The 20,942-nt window shown below is 35.5% G+C and carries 20 protein-coding genes and 2 pseudogenes; 12 read left to right on the top strand and 10 right to left on the bottom strand.

Translation table 11 applies throughout. From position 1 onward, the window contains the following. The first annotated feature begins 41 nt into the window (after positions 1-41). The 4 genes from H5J24_RS05070 (at position 42) to H5J24_RS05055 (ending at position 3,893) form a co-directional block, all read left to right on the top strand. A complete protein-coding gene (locus H5J24_RS05070; protein WP_068944116.1) occupies positions 42-956 on the top strand; it encodes an alpha/beta hydrolase in 915 nt (304 codons plus the stop codon). Positions 957-973: 17 nt separating this feature from the next. Then, positions 974-1,351: a hypothetical protein gene (locus tag H5J24_RS05065; RefSeq protein WP_068944117.1), complete on the top strand. Its 378-nt coding sequence runs from the start codon at positions 974-976 to the stop codon at positions 1,349-1,351. Between the two features lie 50 nt (positions 1,352-1,401). Then, positions 1,402-2,415 carry a TQO small subunit DoxD gene (locus H5J24_RS05060; RefSeq protein ID WP_068944118.1) on the top strand — a complete coding sequence of 338 codons (1,014 nt, stop codon included), beginning with the start codon at positions 1,402-1,404 and terminating at the stop codon, positions 2,413-2,415. 257 nt (positions 2,416-2,672) lie between these two features. Beyond that, a complete protein-coding gene (locus H5J24_RS05055) occupies positions 2,673-3,893 on the top strand; it encodes an IS4 family transposase (protein WP_068939257.1) in 1,221 nt (406 codons plus the stop codon). 279 nt (positions 3,894-4,172) lie between these two features. Here the strand turns inward: H5J24_RS05055 and H5J24_RS05050 are convergent, their stop codons facing one another. The 7 genes and pseudogenes from H5J24_RS05050 to H5J24_RS05030 all read right to left on the bottom strand — a co-directional run bounded on the left by H5J24_RS05050 (position 4,173) and on the right by H5J24_RS05030 (position 10,231). Beyond that, entirely contained in the window at positions 4,173-4,769 is a 597-nt protein-coding gene (locus tag H5J24_RS05050; protein WP_068944119.1) for a hypothetical protein, read from the bottom strand. Positions 4,770-5,454: 685 nt separating this feature from the next. Next, positions 5,455-7,031 (bottom strand): annotated as a pseudogene (locus H5J24_RS05045) (DHA2 family efflux MFS transporter permease subunit). A gap of 143 nt (positions 7,032-7,174) precedes the next feature. Then, on the bottom strand, positions 7,175-7,843 hold the full coding sequence (locus H5J24_RS25860) for an HlyD family secretion protein (RefSeq protein ID WP_346729957.1): 669 nt from the start codon (positions 7,841-7,843) through the stop codon (positions 7,175-7,177). Continuing rightward, positions 7,801-8,277, bottom strand: coding sequence for an HlyD family secretion protein (locus H5J24_RS25855; RefSeq protein ID WP_346729956.1), 477 nt, complete (start codon positions 8,275-8,277; stop codon positions 7,801-7,803). The genes H5J24_RS25860 and H5J24_RS25855 overlap by 43 nt, the downstream gene beginning before the upstream one ends. 16 nt (positions 8,278-8,293) lie before the next feature. Then, complete coding sequence (locus tag H5J24_RS26350; protein ID WP_488153957.1) at positions 8,294-8,458, bottom strand: hypothetical protein; 165 nt, start codon at positions 8,456-8,458, stop codon at positions 8,294-8,296. Continuing rightward, positions 8,419-9,609, bottom strand: a complete 1,191-nt coding sequence (locus tag H5J24_RS05035) for a TolC family protein (RefSeq protein WP_488153955.1) — start codon at positions 9,607-9,609, stop codon at positions 8,419-8,421. Before H5J24_RS05035 ends, H5J24_RS26350 begins: the two co-directional genes overlap by 40 nt. Then, positions 9,593-10,231 carry a TetR/AcrR family transcriptional regulator gene (locus H5J24_RS05030; RefSeq protein WP_068944123.1) on the bottom strand — a complete coding sequence of 213 codons (639 nt, stop codon included), beginning with the start codon at positions 10,229-10,231 and terminating at the stop codon, positions 9,593-9,595. The genes H5J24_RS05035 and H5J24_RS05030 overlap by 17 nt, the downstream gene beginning before the upstream one ends. Positions 10,232-10,507: 276 nt before the next feature. Here H5J24_RS05030 and H5J24_RS05025 point away from each other — a divergent pair, with 276 nt between their 5' ends. Beyond that, a complete protein-coding gene (locus H5J24_RS05025) occupies positions 10,508-11,452 on the top strand; it encodes a hypothetical protein (RefSeq protein ID WP_232816080.1) in 945 nt (314 codons plus the stop codon). 322 nt (positions 11,453-11,774) lie between these two features. Here H5J24_RS05025 and H5J24_RS05020 read toward each other — a convergent pair whose 3' ends face one another. After that, positions 11,775-12,893 carry a DNA polymerase III subunit gene (locus tag H5J24_RS05020; protein ID WP_068944126.1) on the bottom strand — a complete coding sequence of 373 codons (1,119 nt, stop codon included), beginning with the start codon at positions 12,891-12,893 and terminating at the stop codon, positions 11,775-11,777. 331 nt (positions 12,894-13,224) lie between these two features. Here H5J24_RS05020 and bamG point away from each other — a divergent pair, with 331 nt between their 5' ends. The 6 genes and pseudogenes from bamG to H5J24_RS04990 all read left to right on the top strand — a co-directional run bounded on the left by bamG (position 13,225) and on the right by H5J24_RS04990 (position 18,238). After that, positions 13,225-14,508 (top strand): BamG family beta-barrel-assembly machinery protein, encoded by a 1,284-nt coding sequence (gene bamG / locus H5J24_RS05015; protein ID WP_068944127.1) that lies wholly within the window; start codon positions 13,225-13,227, stop codon positions 14,506-14,508. Between the two features lies 1 nt (position 14,509). Then, positions 14,510-15,100 (top strand): LPS export ABC transporter periplasmic protein LptC, encoded by a 591-nt coding sequence (gene lptC, locus H5J24_RS05010; RefSeq protein WP_068944128.1) that lies wholly within the window; start codon positions 14,510-14,512, stop codon positions 15,098-15,100. Positions 15,101-15,111: 11 nt separating this feature from the next. After that, a pseudogene (locus H5J24_RS05005) lies at positions 15,112-16,154 on the top strand (anhydro-N-acetylmuramic acid kinase). 95 nt (positions 16,155-16,249) lie between these two features. After that, entirely contained in the window at positions 16,250-17,116 is an 867-nt protein-coding gene (locus H5J24_RS05000; RefSeq protein WP_068944130.1) for an AraC family transcriptional regulator, read from the top strand. A gap of 70 nt (positions 17,117-17,186) precedes the next feature. Then, a complete protein-coding gene (locus tag H5J24_RS04995; protein ID WP_232816079.1) occupies positions 17,187-17,831 on the top strand; it encodes a DUF1565 domain-containing protein in 645 nt (214 codons plus the stop codon). Next, positions 17,828-18,238, top strand: a complete 411-nt coding sequence (locus H5J24_RS04990) for a hypothetical protein (protein ID WP_232816078.1) — start codon at positions 17,828-17,830, stop codon at positions 18,236-18,238. Before H5J24_RS04995 ends, H5J24_RS04990 begins: the two co-directional genes overlap by 4 nt. Before the next feature lie 40 nt (positions 18,239-18,278). Here the strand turns inward: H5J24_RS04990 and H5J24_RS04985 are convergent, their stop codons facing one another. Beyond that, the gene (locus H5J24_RS04985; protein WP_045499550.1) at positions 18,279-18,668 is read right to left on the bottom strand and encodes a hypothetical protein; all 390 of its coding nucleotides are present in this window, start codon (positions 18,666-18,668) and stop codon (positions 18,279-18,281) included. A 360-nt stretch (positions 18,669-19,028) separates the two neighbouring features. Between H5J24_RS04985 and H5J24_RS04980 the strand changes: the two genes are divergently transcribed. Continuing rightward, a complete protein-coding gene (locus H5J24_RS04980) occupies positions 19,029-19,640 on the top strand; it encodes an NUDIX hydrolase (protein ID WP_068944132.1) in 612 nt (203 codons plus the stop codon). Here the strand turns inward: H5J24_RS04980 and H5J24_RS04975 are convergent. Continuing rightward, entirely contained in the window at positions 19,633-20,904 is a 1,272-nt protein-coding gene (locus tag H5J24_RS04975) for a UDP-N-acetylmuramoyl-tripeptide--D-alanyl-D-alanine ligase (RefSeq protein ID WP_068944133.1), read from the bottom strand. The two genes, H5J24_RS04980 and H5J24_RS04975, sit on opposite strands and share 8 nt — an antisense overlap. Positions 20,905-20,942: the final 38 nt, after the last annotated feature.

Genomic DNA, 20,942 nt, shown 5'->3' with positions numbered 1-20,942 from the left:
CTCAGAAATATTAACTAGATTAGCAACCTCAAATATCAGCCATGAAATCACTATTTTCTCTTCTGTTTTCCTTATTTTTAATTTCTCTTCATGCTCAGAATATCTATTCAAAAGCCTATGGAAATCAAGAAAATCCTGCCGTTATTTTTATCCATGGCGGCCCCAGTGGAAATGCTACTTTATTTGAAGGAACTACAGCACAAAATATGGCTGATAAAGGCTTCTATGTAATTGTATACGACAGACGAGGCGAAGGACGCTCCAAAGATGAAAATGCCACCATGACCTTCAAAGAAAGTTTTGAAGATCTGAATCAGATTTATAAGACTTATCATCTCAAAAAAGCACATATTCTTGCCCATAGCTTTGGAGGAATCATCGGAACTTTATTTACCAATCAGTTTCCGGAAAAAGTAAAAACCCTTACCCTTGCAGGAGCCTTATTTACCCAACAGGAAACCTATAATCATATTTTAAATCAAGCTAAAGAGCATTTCAAAAATGAACCGGTTCTGCTACAGGAAATTTCTGAAATAGAAAATCTGGATAAGCATTCTGCAGCTTACCGAAAAAGATGCTACGAAATAGCCAGTAAACTCAATTTCTTCAATATGCCCAATCCTACCGTTGAAAGCAAAAGCTTAAGAGAAGAATATGAAGCCGGTGAATTTTATAAAAATAATATCAGAAACCATAACGCTCCTATTAAGTTCTACCAGAATGAACATTTGAATAACCTTGATAACACAGCGGTATTAAAAGAAATCAAAAGAAAAGGCATTCCTCTTTTTGCCGTTTATGGAAAGAATGATGGAATTTTCTCTGAAAAACAACTGAACAACCTTAAAAATATCGCGGGAAAAAATAATTTTAAGCTTATCGATAATTGTTCACACTATTTATTTGTAGATCAGCAGGATGAATTTTTAAAATTTATTAAGCTAACATTAAAATAAAGTGTAGTTTTGTAGGAATGTCAGAAACAAGAATCCATATGAAGACTTACAAAGCCATCATTACGATGCTTATACTAGTGTTTTCATTATCGCCATGTTCTGTTAAAAGAAATGTTCTTGATATTTTTGACATTCAATACATCAGCGGTTTAAATAAAGTAAAAATAACCTCCGGGCTTTCTCTAAACTGTGATTCTTCTACGATTTCCTCAAAGATATCTATTTCAAAAGCTAACGTAAAATCCAAATACCAAGGGTTTTTTGGGGATGCTAATGCTATTTTAAAAAAAGCAAAGGAAACCAAACTATTTTTTAATGAATATTCAGGGCATACTACAGGAAACAGCCCGCCGAAGTATATTCTATTTAAAAGACTGAAATTAAATCTGGTTTAAAACTTTTTAAGCTATTATACTCAGTTTTTTACAATACAATATGAACTTCAATGAAACATACTACAAACAGCCAGTCATACGACTTGGCCGGATTATATACTTTATCTCTCCGAATGGTTATCGGATGGACTTATTTTTCAGCCTTTTGGCGCAGACTTATCCTCGAAAACAAGCTTATTCCTGATGAAAAGGGATATATCGGGGAAAAATTCAATCATTTTCTCCCCAATGCTTTAGGCATTAAACCCATTATCGAATATCTTGTTACCCATCCGGATGCTTTACAGAGATCCATGATGATCTTTACAATTATCGAAGCCATCGTAGGATTATTTATTATTCTTGGCCTCTTTACCCGTTTGATGAGTATAGGAATTTTCAGTCTTGCTCTAGGAATTTTATTGGGTTCTGGCTGGCTGGGAACAACCTGCCTGGATGAATGGCAAATTGGGGTTTTAGGTATTGCAGGCGGCTTTGTCCTCTTCCTTACCGGAAGTGGTTCTTATTCTTTTGATAATTATTTTATAAAGAAAAACAAGCTTTTCACACAATCGAAATGGTTCCAATGGCTTGGTTCGGGAATACTTCCTATTACCCAACCTAAGGTATTTGTACTGATAGGTTCCCTGTTAATTTTTGGACTTACCCTTTTCACCAATCAATATTTTCATGGTGGTGTTTGGGGAACCTTGCATAATAAATCTGTAAAACCAAAGATTGAGATTTCCAATATTTCCCTTAATAATTCTGATTTAAAATTTGAAGTGTACAGAACGGAAGGCGCCGATGTATATGGTTCTTTCCTCATTGGCATTCATATTCTGGATAAAAACGGAAATATCCTAAAGGAAATCGATCATAAAGAGCTTTCAAAGTTTTCTAAAGACCATATTAAAAACCATTATGTGGCCAAAGTAAAACCCGGAAAACACAGCCTTATTATTCCATTGGGAGCAAAAGCAGATATTAATATAGGAACTGAGGATATTCTTCAAAAAGATGAAATTCATACCATAAAACTAATTGACATTAGCGGAGTTGAATGGATCGAAGACATTCAATAATCCCATGAGGTAGATTCTATTGGTGAGGATGGATTACAAGGTTTAGGCTGCATTGACCGGCCGTTCTGACCCTAGATATTTTTATAAATACACAGCCAAACGAATAAATTCTGATGCTGTTAAATTTTGGCTAAAGCCAGATGAATATTGATTTATAATGAGAGCGGGCTAAAGCCTAGTGATGGTCGGAAGATTTTTTCTTCCGATTTTCATTTTGGGTTACTTAAGTTTTATCTTTGATAAGTATACTTATTAATATGTCCATTTTTAGCGAGCACAAAATTTCAGTTTCCCAGTTGTTAAGCTTTATTCCTGAAGCCCTCTTATCTCATCTTTCAGCCAATACCAAAGTAGATCATTATTCTAAAGTACTTCAAGGCAGAAAGATGTTTTATCTTCTGTTATTTGCCATTACCAGCAATGAAAAATTAAGCCAGCGAACACTGGAAGACACATTTAAAGATCCTGTATTTAAGGCTTTATTCAATCTTGATGAAACTGAAACTGTAAGACGCAGTTCTATTTCTGAGAGGCTTTCAAAAATCGATTCAAGATACTTTAAAGAAATCTACGATTGTATCTATAATATGTTCTGTGATTCCTATAACCCGGCAGAAAGAGAAAAATATGATCTAATCAGAACAGATAGCACTGTTATTGGTGAAGCAGCTGGAAAATTAAAGGAAGGCATTGCTCAAAACGGAGGTAAGAAATTTATTAAGTATAGTGTCTTATTTGATGGGCTGCTTCCTTGCGGAGTTGAAATTTACAATACTCCTAAATACTGTGCAGAAGATAATGCTCTTTCTGAAGCTGTATTGCAACATGTGAAAAGAGAAAAAGAACATGCCAATATTTATATTATAGATAAAGGATTGGGTTCTGCCCAAAGAATGAAAGAATTTGATGATAAAGGGGTGTTTTTTGTTATAAGATCTAAAGAAAATAGAAAACATGAAGAAATAAAGTCTTTTATTGAAAAAGATCAGAATATCGACTTAGGAGAAATTGTACTCATAAAAGATAGTTTAGTAAAGTTATATTCGTCAAAACCTGTCCCAACTCAAAAAGGGAAAACTTATAATAAGGAGGAGCAAATTGAAACACATTTCAGATTGGTTGTAGTAAGCAGCAAACAGCAACCTGAAAAAGAATTTTGGTTTCTAACCAATGACTTTCAAATCTCTGCAAAAGATATTGCGGATTATTATCGGAAAAGATGGGACATTGAAGTGTTTTTTAGATTTCTAAAACAGGAACTTCATGCTAGTCATCTTCTTTCACTCAATAAAAATGGTATAGAAGTAATGATTTACATGACTCTTATTACAGCTATGCTCATTCTCATCTATAAAAAAGCAAATAATATAGGATATAAAACAGCCAAAAGAAGATTTGCTATGGAGATAAGGAACCTTGCCATATCTATATTAATAATAGGGGCAGGGGGAAATCCTGATAAAGTTTTTAAAACTTAAAATAAAATGGTCGGATATTCTTCCGACCACCACTAGGCTTTAGCCCGCTCCTATTGATGTTGATATCCGCATGGATATGCATTGAGACAATGTTGTTTAATGACAAGATCTTTTATCTTTTATCTTTTATCTTTTATCTTTTATCTTTTATCTTTTATCTTTTATCTTTTATCTTTTATCTTTTATCTTTTATCTTTTATCTTTTATCTTTTATCTTTTATCTTTTATCTTTTATCTTTTATCTTTTATCTTTTATCTTTTATCTTTTATCTTAAAAAACTATTTCTTCTCCACAATCACCTCATATACACATAAGCTGTCTGGAGCGAGCTTCAGAACTTTCATTTCAAGTAAAACATCCAGTCCCATGGTATCGCATACTCCCTGTATAAAAGGTTCTATAACCGGCCATTTCAGCAGTCCTGCGATTTGGAGACTTTGTGCGATCTTGTGGTAACGGTCTACTCCTTTAATCAGTAGTTCAACTCTGTGGTCATTTAATTCTTTGAAATCAAAATTATATTCGGGACTGGATGTAAAAACTGCTGCTATCAATACTTTTGCTACGGCCGGAATTCCTGGATGTAAATTAGGTTTGGATTCTAAGTTTCTTAAGGCCATTCGTGATCCAAGATCATACATAAAGGCGGTAGAAAGATCATTAACGGCTTCTTCACCATAAAGCTTACCGGTTTGTTTCAGTAATCCACCATAAAAGGCTCCTGTAATATCTGAAAGACGCTGGGTAAGTTCTGTAAAGGTTCCAGGAAAAAAATCTGAGATAATCTGATCTCGATCTAGTTCAGGCACATAAACATCATTTTTTCTGAAATCTGATAATGCCAGGAAAGTTTCCGGCAGTTGTATTGAATTCATAGGTAAATTTTATAATTGTTTGGTATATGGTTCAGTAAAGAGTTTTTCAAGGATGAAGTTTTAGCTGTTTAAATTCTCATCAAGATTATCTAGATGATCAACTTCATTCCTCTTATAATATTCATTCAGGTCTTTTGCAGAGGTCATTAAGAAATAGTATTGATTGATTTTTATTTTACAACAGACTATCAACATTAAATCAATAATGTTAAAAGCCAATGCTTGTTCTGCTTCTTCAAACTATTTTGGAAACAGAAAAACGATCTTTATTTTTATATAAAGAAATAAGTACCAATCAATAGGGTTGAAATAAATCAATACAATCTAGGAGCTATTCCTGGAATAAGAATGTTGCGTACAACTTCTATCTGAGCCTTTTGAAAAGGCATACTTAGGGTGAGGGAATTTATTCATATTTTTTCATTTTGTAGCGTAAAGTTAAAAAAAACAAACAAACTCTCCAATATGTGATATTATTTTTAATAAAAATAAACAATTTATTAATATGGCTTAGAATTACTTAATATTACAAAAAGAACCAGAAGTTGGAAGAAAGAGGCTATGGAAGCAGGAAAACGCTTCTTTGTGCTATTCAAATTGAGACCTAAAAATCAAAAATGATCAAACAAAACTTAACCTTATTCAACAAAAAAACCTCCGGAAATCCGAAGGTTTTAATTAAAATTTAGTGCATGGCTTCACTCAAATCTATTTTTTCTTTACTCTTTCTTTCTTTTATCAATAAGATAAACGGAATACATATTAAAAATATTACCCCGAGGTAAAGAAATACATCCATATAGGATAAAACAGTTGCCTGTTTGGTTACTGATAAGTCAAGCATTTTATAAGCAGCATTCATGGCGGCGTCAGGAGTCATCCCTTTTGCAATGAAACTGGCCTTCAATGCTGCCAGTCTTTGCTGGACATCAAAACTGTTTACATCTAAATGGGAAATCAGATTATTCCTGTAGCTCTGGCCTGCATTGGCAATAAATGTTGTAATGGCCGCAATTCCAAAAGATCCTCCCAACTGTCTCATCATCCCTGTAAAGGCAGCCCCCTGGCCAATTTCCTGGCCTTTCAGAGTACTTAATGACAAAGATGTAATTGGAATAAACAATAATCCTAATCCTGCTCCTCTTACAATCAGCATCCAGAAGAAGGCATCTTTACTGGTGTCTGGAGTCAGAATTTTATAGCCCCAGAAACTATAGACAAAGAAGATAAAGAGTCCTAATGAAACCAGGATCTGTTGTTTTGCTCCTTTTGCCAGTAACCTACCAATGATAGGCATCATAAATGCGGTTGTCAATGCAGCCGGAATCATCAATGCTCCTGACTGTAGTGCGGTCCAACCCAAAATACTCTGAGTATATAATGGAACAATGAATGTGGATCCATAAAGTCCAAATCCAAGCACAAATGACATCATTGTTCCGATTCTTAAATTACTATTTTTAAGTACCCTGAGCTCCACAATCGGGTACTTAAAGGTAAGTTCCCTCCAAAGGAATAATATAAATCCTAAAACAGCAGCAACAGTAAAGGCTACAATCATCCCGCTGGCAAACCAATCTTCTTCATGGCCTCTTTCCAGAATAAACTGCAATGAACCTACTGTAACGGCTAATAAAGCGATCCCCAGCCAGTCAACATCTGATACTTTACGTTTTTCAGCATATTTTGGACTTCTTACAAACTGAAGCGTCATCAGTGTTGCAGCAATTCCGATGGGAATATTGATATAAAAAATATACGGCCAGCTGTAATTGTCAACAATATATCCTCCCAATGGCGGACCTAAAGTAGGACCAATAATTACTCCTAACCCATAGATGGCCTGTGCCATACTTCTTTTTCAATCGGATAAGACTCCGTAATGATCGTCTGTGAAGTTACCAATAAGGCTCCTCCACCAATTCCCTGCATCAATCTGAAGAATACCAGCTCCCAGATATTGGTTGCATTTCCACATAAGAATGAAAATATGGTGAATATAATGATGGATGCTGCGAAGTAATTTCTACGCCCAAACTGCTGAGAAAGCCAACTGGTCATCGGTACGATAATTACGTTCCCGATCGCATAGGCCGTAATCACCCAGCCCACTTCTGAAAGCGTAGCTCCAAGATTCCCCTTCATTTCATTCAAGGCAACATTTACAATCGTGGAGTCTACAATTTCAAGAAGGGCACAAAGAATGGCTGTGATTGTAATAATCACTCTTCGGGCTCCATATTCTACTAATGAATCTTGCATAAGTTTTTTATGATGTAAAAAGTCAATGGTGAATTTCACTTCGCAAGTGAATAATGAATCGCAAAACAGTCTGTTTTAAATTGACCGCAAATCGAATTCAATATTTACCCTTGAAAACTATTGACATTTAACAATTTTAAGTGTTATTTCAATGAAACCTCAGCCTTCACATTCATTCCTGTTCTTAATCTTTTTGCAATATTCTTATCAAGATTTACAAAATCAATTTTTACAGGAAGTCTCTGAACTACTTTTACGAAGTTTCCACTCGCATTATCCGGAGGAAGAATAGAGAACGTAGCACCAGTAGCCGGAGAGAATGAACTTACAACTCCATCAAATTCCTTATCAGGGAAAGCATCAATTTCAATTTTCACTTTCTGACCTTCTACCATTTTATCTACCTGCGTTTCTTTAAAATTCGCCACTACCCATTTCTGGTCATTTTTAACCAAAGCAAATAGCTGAGATCCCGCCTGAAGATACTGGCCTGCCTGAGTAGATACTTTTCCCACATATCCGTCCTCCGGAGCAAGAATTACAGTGTACGATAAGTTTAATCTAGCATTTTCAACATCTACTTCTCTCTGTTTTGCTACTGAGTTCGCTACACTGATCTGCTGTGAACTGGCTGCAGTCTGTGATGAAGCGATAGTAGTCTGCTGAGCAATTTGGTTTCTTTGCTCTACCAGTACCTGAAGTTGCTTATCGGCAGATTGTTTTGCCGCTAAAGCCTGCTCATATTGCTGTTCTGTAATGGAGTGATCCTTTACAAGATTGGCGTATCTTTTAAATCCTGAGAAGTTTTCCAAACATTTACTTTGGCTGCTTCAATCTGTGCATTGGCTGTTGCTACAGCTGCTTCAGAACTGTTGATATTTTTAGAAGTAGCTGTTGTAGTAGCTTCTGCAGTAGAAATATTACTTTTTGCTGTTGTTAAAGCAGCTTGTGATTGTTCAAGAGCCATTTTCTGGTCTCTGTTGTCCAAAATCACAAGAGTGTCCCCTTTCTTTACAAATTGGTTATCTTTTACTTTTACCTCAGCTACATATCCTGAGATTTTAGAAATTACCGGTGCCATATTGGAAGCAATCTGAGCATCGTCAGTCTCTTCATGATACTGTCCGTAGCTGTATGCTCTGTAACCGTAGATTCCTCCACCGATTACTACGGCTGCTAAAATGATAGGAAAAACTAAACTTTTTTTTTTTTTAGGTTCAGCTGCCTGTGTATTATTATTTTCCATTTTGGTTTCGATCTGATTATTTAATTGTTAAAGTTCCTGTTGTTTGCAATAGTTTTCTGTAGGCTAAAGCGGCGTCTGCTTTTGCATTGATTACACCAACGTTAGCTGAAATCTGAGCAGCGTCTGCATCCAATAATTCTGTCATGGTTGCAAGGCCGTTGTCATATTTATTTTTAGTAATTCTGTAGTTTTCATTAGCCTGTTCAGCAGATTTTTCGAAAACAGAAATTCTTTTTTAGAAAAGTCTGTATTCTGATATTCTCTGTTCACATCAAGCTTAATGTTATCATTCAGCAATTCGTCAGTAGCCGCTAACTGCTTCTCTCTTGCCTGTGATTGTCTTAGTGATGAATTTTCTTTCCAGATATTGGATAAGTTGTAAGAAATCCCGATTCCAACATTCAATGCATTATAAACGGTAAGGAACTTAGGAATATCTGCGGCTACATAACCTCCAGTGAATGCTATCGAAGGAAGGTTTTCTGCCTTAGCGGCCTTTGTTCCCAGCTCTGCTGCTTTTCTCTGCTGAACCAAAGCCTGAAGATCCTTACGGTTTTCTCTGGCTTCGTTTATATAAAAATCAACCGGTTTCACCTCTGAACCTTCTTCAATATAGTTCTGATCCACCTCAAGCTCTGTATTATCAGGAAGTCCTAATAACAGATCCATATTGATGTTGGCAATATTGTAATTGTTTTTAGCTTCAAGCAGCTGAAGTTCAATATTAGAGGTCTGAAGATTGGCTTTTAACCTATCATTTCTGGCGATCAATCCGTTGTTTTCCATTTTAAGGAACGTCTCATCTCTCTTTTGGGAAGCAGCAAGGTTTTCTTCAAAAACTTTGATAGACTGATTGGCCTTAAATAAATTATTATAAGCCTGCGCTACATTATAAGCAATAGCAGTCTTGTCATTTTCCGTACTTAACTTTGACGCTTCAACCAGATATTTTGCAGACTGAATCCCATATTTAATTCGTCCACCACTATAAATCGGAACACTAAGATTAGCAGAACCGTATAATACCTGGTGAATTTCCGGGCCGCCTGCTCCACCTGCAGCACCTCCAAGTTTCATATCTACAGTCGGTTTCATCGGAAGATACATATAGCTTCCTGAAATCTTCAGTTCCGGAAGCTGTCTGTTTTTCGCTTCCAAAAGATCAGCGGTAGCCTCCTCGATCTTGGCTGCATCGATCTTGAGATTCTTGCTGTTCTGGATTCCCAGCTGCACAGCTTCGTCAAGAGAAAGGGTCTTTTTCTCCTGAGCATTTGCATTTGCTATTCCTACGAATAGTGATAATGCAATCACTGAGTTATTTATTCTCTTCATAACCTAAAAGGTCTTTTAGTAAATGTTTTATATGTTTGTTAAGTTCTGTATAGTATTTTTCATCAAAAACACTCTCGTCTTCTGTATTATTCAGGAATTCCTTATACATGGGCTTTGCATTGAGGGCATAGAATAAGGTTCCGCTTACTGTAGAATGGAGAAGGTAAATAGGAGGATTCTTTGTAAAAATTCCCTTTTTTAAACCTCGCTCCAGCAGCTGAGAATACATAGAAATAAATCCTATTTTCGTTTCTTTTAAAAACTCTAAGATCTGAGGATTTTCTGCATGTAATTGTTCTCTCTGCATAATCCTGTAAAAGCATTTTTGATTTTTGATTCTGTTAGAAAACTGATCTATTATTTTTACAATTTTCTCCCACTCATTAATATCAGTTCGTTCCAGAATTTCATTTGAAAAAAACTGTCCTTCCTTCATTCTATACTCTACCAATTTCTCATAAAGTTTTTCCTTAGAACCAAAATAATACGAGATCATAGAGATATTTACATTAGCCGCTTTTGCAATTTCCCGGGTTGAAGTTCCTTCGAATCCCTTCTCTGCAAAGAGCTTTTCTGCGGCGAATAATATATTTTCTTCTTTTGAAATCATGTTAGTATCCATTTTTCAGGGGGCAAATTTACACAAGTTTTTAAACAAATCAAACGATTGATTGATTTTTTAATATAGATTTAATTTATATTTACAAAAAACAAATTCTATGGGCTTATTCGATTTCCTATTTAAGATATTTAAGAGAGAGAAAAAAAACAGACAGATGAAGTCACTTTTAGAAATGATATTCAACAGGAAGTACCAGTTGCTCCAATCAATGAAGAGATACCAGCTCCAATAGAGGAAACCATTACTCCGTTAACGGAAGAGCCGAATACCACATCCATGGAAGATATCCTTGCTGTATCAGAAGAAACGACTGTAACATTCAATGAAGATGGAAGCCGCTTCGACCTTGAAATCATTGAAGCCTTCAAAAGATATCATTCTAACCCTACTCTTGATGTCAATCTACCGCTTGAAGATGACAGAGGTAATACTTACCTTGCACATGAAGCTTATGGAGCCCTTTTCAAAGAATGGAAAAATATTCAATCAAAATGGGACCGCATGTCTTTATTTTATAGTTTCTGGGATCAATCTCAATTTGAAAAGCTTGAAGACTGGCAAGTGATAGAACGATTTGTAAAAGATAGATATTCTAAAAAGGCGCTTCAGTATTTTGAAGAAAATATGTCTGATAAAAGAGAGTTTACCAAAGAAGAGCTTGTTTCGCTGTCAAAATTGTACCGTGTATTACTGAATAATCCTACAGCAAAGGAATATATTGAGACAGCCTATCACAATCATCCTGAAGATGATGCTGTAAAAGTAGAATATGCAACTGTTCTTCATATCATAGGAAATCATTCTGAAAAAGAGCTTTCACATCAGGTATTTCACGAGGTAATGGATAAAAAAATGCAGCTCAATGATACGGAATCTGTTTTTGATTGTTTCAAATTCTCAGAAGGCTATACAGACTCTTCTATTTTTGCAATGCTTTATCTGATCAATACTGAAGCTGATAATGACACATGGGATCATGTGGCCGAAGAATACTACTATTGTCCGGTTTTCAGATATGAACATGCCGTACAACTAGCCCAAACAGACAATTCTTTAAGAGCATTGGCAAAACTTACCTCTTTAAGCCAGGAATTTCCATGGTTCAGAACAGCTCTTGAAAGCACTATAGGCAATATTAAGTCTATGCGGAAACAACTCAATGACCCGGATTTTATGGAAAAAGAGCTCCAGGAATTCCAAGCATCATTAAAAAATGTATAGAGTAAGCAAAAAAATACTACATTTAGACCCTTAAAAATTTTAAAATCATGAAAAAAATCATCTCAATTCTTTCCATTGTTTTATTCACCTCCGGTTATGCCCAGGAAAAGCCTAAGCAAGGAGGCTGTTGTGCGGGAAAAGACAAAAAGAATGTTCTGTAAAAGATAAAAAAGCATGTTCAGATACTCATCACAAAGGATGTGATGCAAAAGCAAAAACTGCAGAGAACACTTCAAAAGACAAAAAGGCTGCAAAAGATAAAAAGACAGCTTAAATTACAATACGACTAAAAAAACTCCGGAAAATTTTCCGGAGTTTTATATTATGTACTTTTATGAATATATCTTGATAATTTTATTCCAAGATCCGTCCATACTATTTTAGGATTTCCGTTTCGGGTCAGATGCAGATCTGCCGTATTGATCTCTTCAAGGATATTTTCGATATTGGCGCCACTGATGAACTTTGAAAAGCCAGCCCAGTTGAAACCATTAGCGTCAATCTTTTTATACACCAGATTTTCTGATTGATAATTCTGAAGAAGTGCCAATCTGAAGATTTCAGAACAGTAGTTTAAAAAATTCTTCTGCTTCTCTCTGTTCCAGCCTGCAATTTCTCTTGCCCATAAAATAATACTTCTCAGATACTCAGGCTTCTTCTTTACCATAAACGCATCACGAACCCATTGCACAAAAAGTTTTTCAAACTCATTACTCTTATCCCCGAAATTCAGCAATTTTATTGCTTCATTAAGATTTCCTTGTGCTTCATGAACAATTTCTCTTACTTTTTCTTCGGTAACAGAGAAGTTTTTCTTCAAATACTCTTCAATATCCTCATCATGAATCCTGGGAATTTCTACCACCTGAGTACGGGAAAGTATAGTAGGAAGAATATCGTTGGTACTTTCTGCGGTAAGAAGGATAACCGTTTTGGCTGGTGGTTCTTCTAAAAACTTTAGAAACTTGTTGGAAGCAGCTATATTCATTTTGTCAGCTCTCCATACAATTAATATTTTGGTGCCGCCTTCAAAACTTTTTAATGAAAATTTCTGGTTCTGGTCATCAATTTCGTCTGCTGAAATAAAAAGCTGCTTATTTTCCGATTCTAAAAAAGCAGTCCAGTCATCATAACTTGCATAAGGAGAAGCCAGAATCATTTCCCGGAATTCTTCAAATTTATTTTTGCTTAAAGAGTTTTTGTTGTCTGTAAATACGGGAAAACTGAAATGCAGATCCAGGTGATTAAGATGTTCTACCTTTGAGGCTGCATGCTCATTTTCCTGATTTAAAATCTCCTTTGCATAGGCCAATACCATTGGTAAAGTACCATAACCTTCTTTTCCTACGAAAAGCTGGGCATGGCTTACTCTACTTTCGGCAATGCTTTCTCTAAGAAGTTTTTTCAGATTTTCCTGTCCGGCGATGTTCTCCCAATTCATGTTTCAAAGATAAAAAAACTGAAGAAGAATTCAGCGTTAAATTTATGGATGGTGAATTTTTACTTCGCAAAGCCAATAGTGATATATAAATAAACAAATTAACGAACAAAGTGGATTCACTATTCATCATTTACATGAATGCAAATTGTGAATTATCTCAATAATTTATATAAATTAATAAATAAAGTAAACTCGTGATTAACAATTGACAGCAATAATCTTTAAAGATTAAAAATTCCCCATTATACAGCCCTTAACAAACTTTAACCACATATAATTTTTACAATTCATTAATATTTAAGATATTTGCGCATTGTTTTAAAAATAAAGAATGAAAAAAATCTTTGTAGTATCATTCATATCAGTTGGATATTTTCTGAATGCACAGAGTCTTAGTAACTCTCCGTATGCAAAATATGGAATTGGGGATGTAAAATATGATAATACGATCGAAACGGCTTCCATGGGAGGTATCTCAACCGCTTTTATAAGTGATTTTACCAGTAATTTCAACTTTGCTAACCCAGCAAACAACGCTAATTTCGAACTTACAAGTATAAAACTGGAAGCTACCAACGAAAACAACTATTTCAAATCGAATTTTAACGATATGAAATCTACAAAGCATTCTACGTATCTTTCTAATATTTCACTCGCGTTTCCTATTTCCTCAAAGGTTAAAATGGGAATTACGTACCAGCCCTATAGCTCTAAAAGCTATGACATTCTTAGTCAGAATAAAACAAGTGATGGTACTATTATTGACCAAAACCAATTTAGAGGGAGTGGTACTTTAAATACAGCTGCTGTGGCTTTATCTTACAAGATCAATCAGGAATTCTCTGTAGGAGCCAGAGCTAATTTATATTTCGGGGACCTGTCTGATCTTACTGAATATAGTGCTGCAGGTTCAGAATACCTTGCGGGATATGAAACGAAAAATAGAATCAGAAATTTTAACTTTACTTTAGGTACAAGTTATCAGAAGCTGAATAGCCGTACTGATAAGAAATTAACGATCGGAGCTACGGCAACTTTCGGGAATATTGGTAATATGACGACTGAGTATACCAACAGTACTTACAGATATGCTGATGCAGCAGGTACAAAAACAGATATCAATCAGATAGATTATAAAGAAACCAAGTCTAAAAATCTTCTTCCATTACAGGCATCCGTAGGGGTTGGATATGGAAGTGAGAACCATTGGTTCCTTTCAGGACAGATTGATTACAAAAAAGGAGAAGATATTGCTTACTTTGGACAGTCTTTCAGCTTACAGGATACTTACAGAATTTCTGCCGGGGGATGGTATTTACCTAACTACAACAACTTCAGAAGCTACTTCTCAAGGGTAATCTACAGATACGGAGCCTTCTATGAAAGAGGAAACCTTAAACTGGAAGGTAACAGCATTAATAAATTCGGTATTTCTGCCGGGGTAATGCTTCCATTCAAAAACAGCAGTATAACAAGAATGAGTGGTTTGGAGATTGGTGTTGAGCTAGGTAAGAGAGGTACTCTTAAGAACAATCTTATCAACCAGAACTTTATCAACCTGAAAGTCGGCTTCAATTTTGCTGATAAATGGTTCAGAAAGTCTCTTTATAACTAGAATGAATTTTTCAAGAAAAATAGTATATAAAAATATAGCATACCTTTTTAGTTGTGCTATATTTTTTATATTCACATCCTGTGAAGAGGATCTTACCAAAAAAAATGGAAATAACAGCAAAAACTTTCCTTCACAGATCATTAATAACGCGAATATCGTCCAACGTGATTCCGGATTTGTAATCCTGAAAGCCAAAGCTCCTATTATTGAAAAATATGAACTGATCGACAGTTCTTATACGGTAGCCAGAAAGGGAATTGATATTCAGTTTTTCGATAAGAAAAAACCAAAGACACCAGGAACAATTAAAGCCCGATATGCCAAGTTTTATGATTACAAGAAATTTTACGAGGCGAAAGGTAATGTAAGAATTACGACCAATGAAGGGCAAAAATTTGCTATGCAAAGTGTCTATTGGGATCAGATAAAAAAAAGGATCTATACCAAAGATACAGTATATGTAACGATGGAAGACGGTTCAACATTGGTAGGTGCCAATGGAATGACGGCCAAAGATGACTTTTCGGAGTATACTTTCTATAACAATTCAGGAGACTTTAATTCTAAAAGGCTTTCTGAAAATAAAAAATAGCTTCTGTTACCATGAAAATGCGTGCCATTGGACTCATGTCCGGAACAAGTTTAGACGGATTGGATATCTGTTTTGCTGAATTTGAAAAAAAGGACACATGGCAATTTCAGATTCTGAAAGCAGAAACCCTGCCCTATTCCAGTGACTGGGAAAATAAACTCAGAAATTCTATTCACCTTTCTGCAGCAGACCTATTGGAACTGCACTCCCATTATGGATTCTATCTGGGGCAAAGAACTAAAGAATTTATTCAAAGACATCAACTTGAAAATATAGACCTGATTGCCTCTCACGGCCATACAGTTTTTCATCAGCCTCATAGAAAATTCACCCTTCAGATTGGAGATGGAAGAGCCATTAAGATGGAAACAGGAATACCGGTACTTTATGATTTCAGAAGCCAGGATGTTCTGATGGAAGGAAATGGAGCTCCATTGGTTCCCATAGGTGATGAGCTTCTTTTTCTAAATACAATGCCTGTCTTAATCTGGGTGGATTTTCAAATATTTCTCTAACATCAGAAGGTAAAAGGATTGCTTTTGATATTGCTCCTGTCAATATTGTATTGAACTATCTGGCTCAACAGATGAATGAAAACTATGATGAAAATGGCGATCTGGCAAGAAAAGGAGAAGTGAATGAAATATTACTGAACCAACTTAATTCTTTAGACTTTTATCAACAGGCTCACCCCAAGTCATTGGGGGTAGAATGGTGTCATCAATTTATATTTCCAAAGCTTAAAGATAAAGCACCTTTGGAAGCATTAGCAACCTTTACGGAACATATTGCCCAGCAAATTGCCCAGATCATCAATAAATATCAGATAAAGAATATACTGATCACCGGCGGAGGGGCTTATAACACTTTTTTAATAGAAAAAATAAAAGCAAAAACAGAATCCGATGTTGTTATCCCGGAAAAGCAAATCATCGAATATAAGGAAGCTTTAATCTTTGCTTTTATGGGGGTCTTGAAAATGAATAATGAGATCAACGTGTTGTCTTCCGCAACAGGGAGTCTAGCTGATCATTGTTCTGGAACTATTGCTTAACTTAATCGTTGATGACTCTTCAAATTGGATATCTTTGTCCTTATTAAGGTCAACTGAAAATTTGTATTTTTAACTCATTTCTAGAACGAGAAAAAATGCCATCAGCCACCAAAATAAAAACCTATCATTTTCTCCCATGTAAGTATGGGCTGGAGCTGTTATTGGATATTGGACGTATCGAAAAGCTGAATCATTATGTATTAGACGATACACTACACCAGCTTAGTTTTTACGAAATCATTTTTATTGAAGAAGGAACGGGCAGCTTTACATTGGACGAAAATAAAATGCCGGTAGCTCCACATACTATTATTTTTACAAGTCCCGGACAAGTACGCCGTTGGGAAATAGAAAAAAAAGTTAAGGGCTATACATTACTCTTTGAAAAAGATTTTCTTCATCTTTTTTTCTCAGATGAATTGTTCCTGTACCGTTTTCAATACTTTCATCAATATTCAAGCCCTACCCAAATGCAAATATCTGAGGCTTCATTTGGAAAATGTCTGGATCTTTTATATGGAATAGAACAGGAATTCGGACAGCTTCAGAATGACAGCAATCATTTGATCAGATCACTTCTCTATCAATTATTGGTTATTCTCAATCGATATTACGCAAGTGTTTATCATGTTCAGAGAGACACCTCTATTCATTCTGATTTTTACAGATTTAGATCTTTATTGGAAAAGAAATTAGGGGATGACCGAAGTGTTGAAACCTATTCAAAAATATTGAATATCAGTCCGGGATTCCTTAATAAAATCTGCAGACAGTTTAGTGGATTATCTGCCCAGCAAATGATTCATTACAAGTTAATCTCGGAAATAAAGAAACTGCTTTATCAAAATAAATCGGCTAAGGAGATTTCCTACGAACTAGGGTTTTCAGACCCATCTAATTTCAACCGCTTCTTTAAAAAATTTACCGGTATTACGCCTCAACAATACAGAAGAAATATATAAGAGATCATTTTAAAGAGAAAATGACCTTTTTATAATCTAAGAGTGTTCCTAATTTTACAAAAAAAGGAATATGATAAAATATACATTTAGTTTTCTGCTGTTTGTGATGGGCCTGTCCTTACAGGCAGAGCAATTATACGTTAATCCTCAAAATGGTAATGATGCGAATACAGGAACAAAGTCTCAACCACTAAAGACTATTCTGGAGGCTGCAAAACGCGTCAATGCAAACAAAGAACAGGAAGCCACCACAATTATTCTTTCAGAAGGAGTGCATCTTTTAACTCAAACTGTTGTATTTAGCAATGATAAGTACACTCTTAAAAACCGTCTTGTCATTCGAGCAGATGTTATGCCTGATGATGCAGACTGGACACCCCAAAAAATGCCTATTGTAGTAACAGCTACTCCACTTGAGTCAGGTATAGGTGGGCAGGAAGCAAGGGGTATACAACCAGAGGTCAGCCATGTGACTATTGAAGGGCTTCGTTTTACCGGCAGTCCTGATTACTCGTATATGGATGGCACCAACCTTCGCCGTTCTTATCCTATATGGCGGGACGGAAAAAATCTGGATGATCTGCTCATAACCCAATGCCTATTTGCCGGAAATGCAGATGTATTGCCGTTGCATGTAGGTGTTATCGCAAATGGCTATGGTCTGGTTATTGATCATTGTGTCTTCTTCAACTGTAAAATTCCTGTTGTTTTTTGAAAAACGATGGCAAAGCCGGCAGCCGTAGTGCGATGCGTTACTCATTGGTATATGGTGGTTATTTCTGCGGCGTTTGGACAACCCAAGGAACCAATGGAGATGAGTTTGACTTTCATCATAACATCATAGCCAGCACAAATACAATATGGATCAGAGAAAAAGGCAGTCAACGCAAATACAAAGCTTCTGATAGTATTTTTGCAGATTACACCAAGCTCGCCGGATATGGAAGTGGCCCATTAAGCGATAGTGATGCAACTTCAACAGATTTCCTGAACATGAAAAATGTACAGACAACCGGAAGTATAAAAATTGAAAAAGACCAGAGTAAACGTAATTACCTGCAATTGGCAGAAGGTTCGGCTGGCTCTAATTTAAAAGCCGGACTTTTTAAAAAGAATCAATAATAGTCATAAAAAAACCTTCATTTCTGAAGGTTTTTATGTATTATTTGTAGGCTTCGATCTTATCTGTCAATGTATTGATAAAGTTCTGTAATGGTTTTTCCACCATCATTTTGATGAAAGGATTAAATTTCCCTTCAAACAACATCTGAACTTCTGTCTGGTTCTCATTGATCGGATTTAAAGTAGCAGTTAAAGAAAAATCTAAACTTGAACTTGCAGATTTAAGTACTGCTTTCTGATCGTCTACCTCATCAATTTTAAGGGCAATTTCCGGCATTCCCTGTAAACCGAATTTAAAACCATTATCTCTGGTTTCAAATTTCTGAAGACCATCCGGCATGAAATCTTTGTAATTTTCAGGAGTTTTCAGTAGCTCAGATAACTCCTTAGATGATTTATTGACAATAATTTTTCGTCCTTCTAAATTCATTTTTTTATTTTGTATTTAAATTCTTATAAAGATAAGCTTCTTTATATTTACGATAACAACAAAATTATAAAAAAATCCACAAAGACGTTATCCGAAGCATACTTTTAAAAGCAGAAGACTGTATCAGAAAAGAAAAATTTCTCTTTAAATAAAACGAATAAAGAAAGAATCTTATTGTAAACTAAACCACACAATTGTTTGCATTTGGAAAAATAAAGCACATAGATTGGTTTATTTTCTTGCTATAATTTGATATATTTGCGTATAAATTATGGTAAAAAGCGTGGTAAAAACAACCTGTTTTACCATCTTTTAACATCACTACCCTCTAAGGATCAATACTAACTATAACTATCTGAGATGTATAAAGTTTTTGTGAACGAAAAAAAATTATTGATATCTAAGCATCCCGAAGAACTTGAAAAAAAGCTTGGGTATGAAAGCTTCACGACTTTAGAGATTGCATTGGATCTTTTAGAGAATACCTCTGTGACCGAGCTTAATGTTTATGGCGAGAATATTGATGAAATCTGGCAGGAATTCCAAAAACTATTCAGAATTATAGAAGCAGCCGGAGGACTTGTTATTAACCCTGAAGATGACATGCTTTTCATCAGAAGATTGGGTAAATGGGATCTTCCAAAAGGAAAAATGGAAAAAGGAGAATCCAGGGAAGAGTCTGCCGTAAGAGAAATTGAAGAAGAGACCGGTTTAAGAGATGTAGAACTCGTACAGTTTATCAATACTACGTATCACATCTATATTGAAAGAAACGGTGATAAAATCCTGAAATGCACTCATTGGTTTGAAATGAACTTCAATGGAGAAGATACTTCAAAGCCCCAGATAGAGGAAGGAATTACTGAAGTTGCCTGGAAAAACACCACTCAGATTGAAGATGAAGTTTTCCCAAGCACATTCCAGAATATTAAGCTTATTGTAAAAGAGTTCTGGGCTTCAAAGGCTAAATAAAATCAATTACCTTTTCCAGCGCTATCCCTCTTGATCCTTTCAACAGTATATTTTCTGACTGAATTTTATTCTGCTGTAAATATTCAATCAGTTCTGTAGTATTCTCAAAAGCAAGATCTGATGAATTCACCCCTTTGAAGTGCTTTCCAACAGTGATGGTAATATCAAACCCAAGTGTTTTAGCTAATTCTAAGATGTTTTGATGTTCTTTTTCGCTCTCAGTACCCAATTCTAACATATCACCAATGATAATAGCTTTACGGCCTTCAAACGTGATAAAGTTGTGTAATGAAGCCGTCATCGAACTTGGATTAGCATTGTAAGTATCCAATACTAAAGTTCTTTCTTCTTTTTTCACCACCTGCGAACGCATATTCGTTGGAGTATACTGCTCTACGGCATTCTTTATTTTGTCAAAGCTGATTCCAAAATGAAGACCAAGGCTTGCTGCAGCACAAAGGTTCGTAAAATTATACTCTCCTGTCAGCTTGGATACGGTTTTTTCTCCCTGATAAATCAATCCTACAAAATGATCTTCTGAAAAAGCTTCAAAATTGTAATCAGATTCCGCCTTTCCAAAAGTGATCTTAGGTGAATAATTTTCCGTTTTTTCTACCTGGATAGGATCATTTTCGTTAACGATAATGGTCTGATTGTTTTCTTTAAGGTAATCATACAATTCAGACTTTCCTTTAATCACTCCTTCAAAGCCTCCGAAACCTTCCAGGTGAGCTTTTCCAAAATTGGTAATATACCCGAAATCCGGCTGTGAAATGGTACAAAGGAATTCTATTTCTTTCTGATGATTGGCCCCCATCTCAATGACAGCCATTTCATGTTCAGGTTTGATGGAAAGAATCGTCAATGGAACTCCAATATGATTATTCAGATTTCCATACGTATACTGAACATTAAATTTCTCTGATAGTACAGCATGAATCAGCTCCTTTGTTGTTGTTTTCCCATTACTGCCTGTAAGTCCGATGAAAGGAATGGTAAGCTTGCTTCTATGATAGATAGCCAATTGCTGCAGGAATTCAAGTGTAGAGGGGACATAGAAAATATTCTTATCCCTATTTTCGAATTCAGGCTGTTCAACAATAACCGCCAAAGCTCCTCCATCTATGGCTTTTTCTGCCAAGGTTGCTGCATTAAAATTATCACCGGAAAAGGCAAAAAAGATATCATTTCTGGCTATTTTTCGGCTATCGATCGTTACTTTGTCGGCCTGTAAAAATAAAGGATAAAACTGTTCTATATTCATATGGAAATATATATTTTTTCAAATAGCAACCACTAACT

This window comes from Chryseobacterium capnotolerans, assembly GCF_021278965.1.
GTDB lineage: Bacteria > Bacteroidota > Bacteroidia > Flavobacteriales > Weeksellaceae > Chryseobacterium > Chryseobacterium capnotolerans.
The sequence above is the reverse complement of the archived record's forward strand: the minus strand, read 5'-3'. Positions and strand labels throughout refer to the sequence as shown.

Bases quoted from the DNA above. Each gene is read 5' to 3' on its own strand.
- H5J24_RS04980 (WP_068944132.1), top strand. From the start codon at position 19,029: ATGTATAAAGTTTTTGTGAACGAAAAAAAATTATTGATATCTAAGCAT.
- lptC (WP_068944128.1), top strand. From the start codon at position 14,510: ATGAATTTTTCAAGAAAAATAGTATATAAAAATATAGCATACCTTTTT.
- H5J24_RS05035 (WP_488153955.1), bottom strand. From the start codon at position 9,609: ATGAAGAGAATAAATAACTCAGTGATTGCATTATCACTATTCGTAGGA.
- H5J24_RS05060 (WP_068944118.1), top strand. From the start codon at position 1,402: ATGAAACATACTACAAACAGCCAGTCATACGACTTGGCCGGATTATAT.
- H5J24_RS05055 (WP_068939257.1), top strand. From the start codon at position 2,673: ATGTCCATTTTTAGCGAGCACAAAATTTCAGTTTCCCAGTTGTTAAGC.
- H5J24_RS05050 (WP_068944119.1), bottom strand. From the start codon at position 4,769: ATGAATTCAATACAACTGCCGGAAACTTTCCTGGCATTATCAGATTTC.
- H5J24_RS05020 (WP_068944126.1), bottom strand. From the start codon at position 12,893: ATGAATTGGGAGAACATCGCCGGACAGGAAAATCTGAAAAAACTTCTT.
- H5J24_RS04975 (WP_068944133.1), bottom strand. From the start codon at position 20,904: ATGAATATAGAACAGTTTTATCCTTTATTTTTACAGGCCGACAAAGTA.
- H5J24_RS04985 (WP_045499550.1), bottom strand. From the start codon at position 18,668: ATGAATTTAGAAGGACGAAAAATTATTGTCAATAAATCATCTAAGGAG.
- H5J24_RS05065 (WP_068944117.1), top strand. From the start codon at position 974: ATGTCAGAAACAAGAATCCATATGAAGACTTACAAAGCCATCATTACG.
- H5J24_RS05000 (WP_068944130.1), top strand. From the start codon at position 16,250: ATGCCATCAGCCACCAAAATAAAAACCTATCATTTTCTCCCATGTAAG.
- H5J24_RS25855 (WP_346729956.1), bottom strand. From the start codon at position 8,277: ATGGAAAATAATAATACACAGGCAGCTGAACCTAAAAAAAAAAAAAGT.
- H5J24_RS05070 (WP_068944116.1), top strand. From the start codon at position 42: ATGAAATCACTATTTTCTCTTCTGTTTTCCTTATTTTTAATTTCTCTT.
- bamG (WP_068944127.1), top strand. From the start codon at position 13,225: ATGAAAAAAATCTTTGTAGTATCATTCATATCAGTTGGATATTTTCTG.
- H5J24_RS05025 (WP_232816080.1), top strand. From the start codon at position 10,508: ATGGAAGATATCCTTGCTGTATCAGAAGAAACGACTGTAACATTCAAT.
- H5J24_RS04995 (WP_232816079.1), top strand. From the start codon at position 17,187: ATGATAAAATATACATTTAGTTTTCTGCTGTTTGTGATGGGCCTGTCC.
- H5J24_RS05030 (WP_068944123.1), bottom strand. From the start codon at position 10,231: ATGGATACTAACATGATTTCAAAAGAAGAAAATATATTATTCGCCGCA.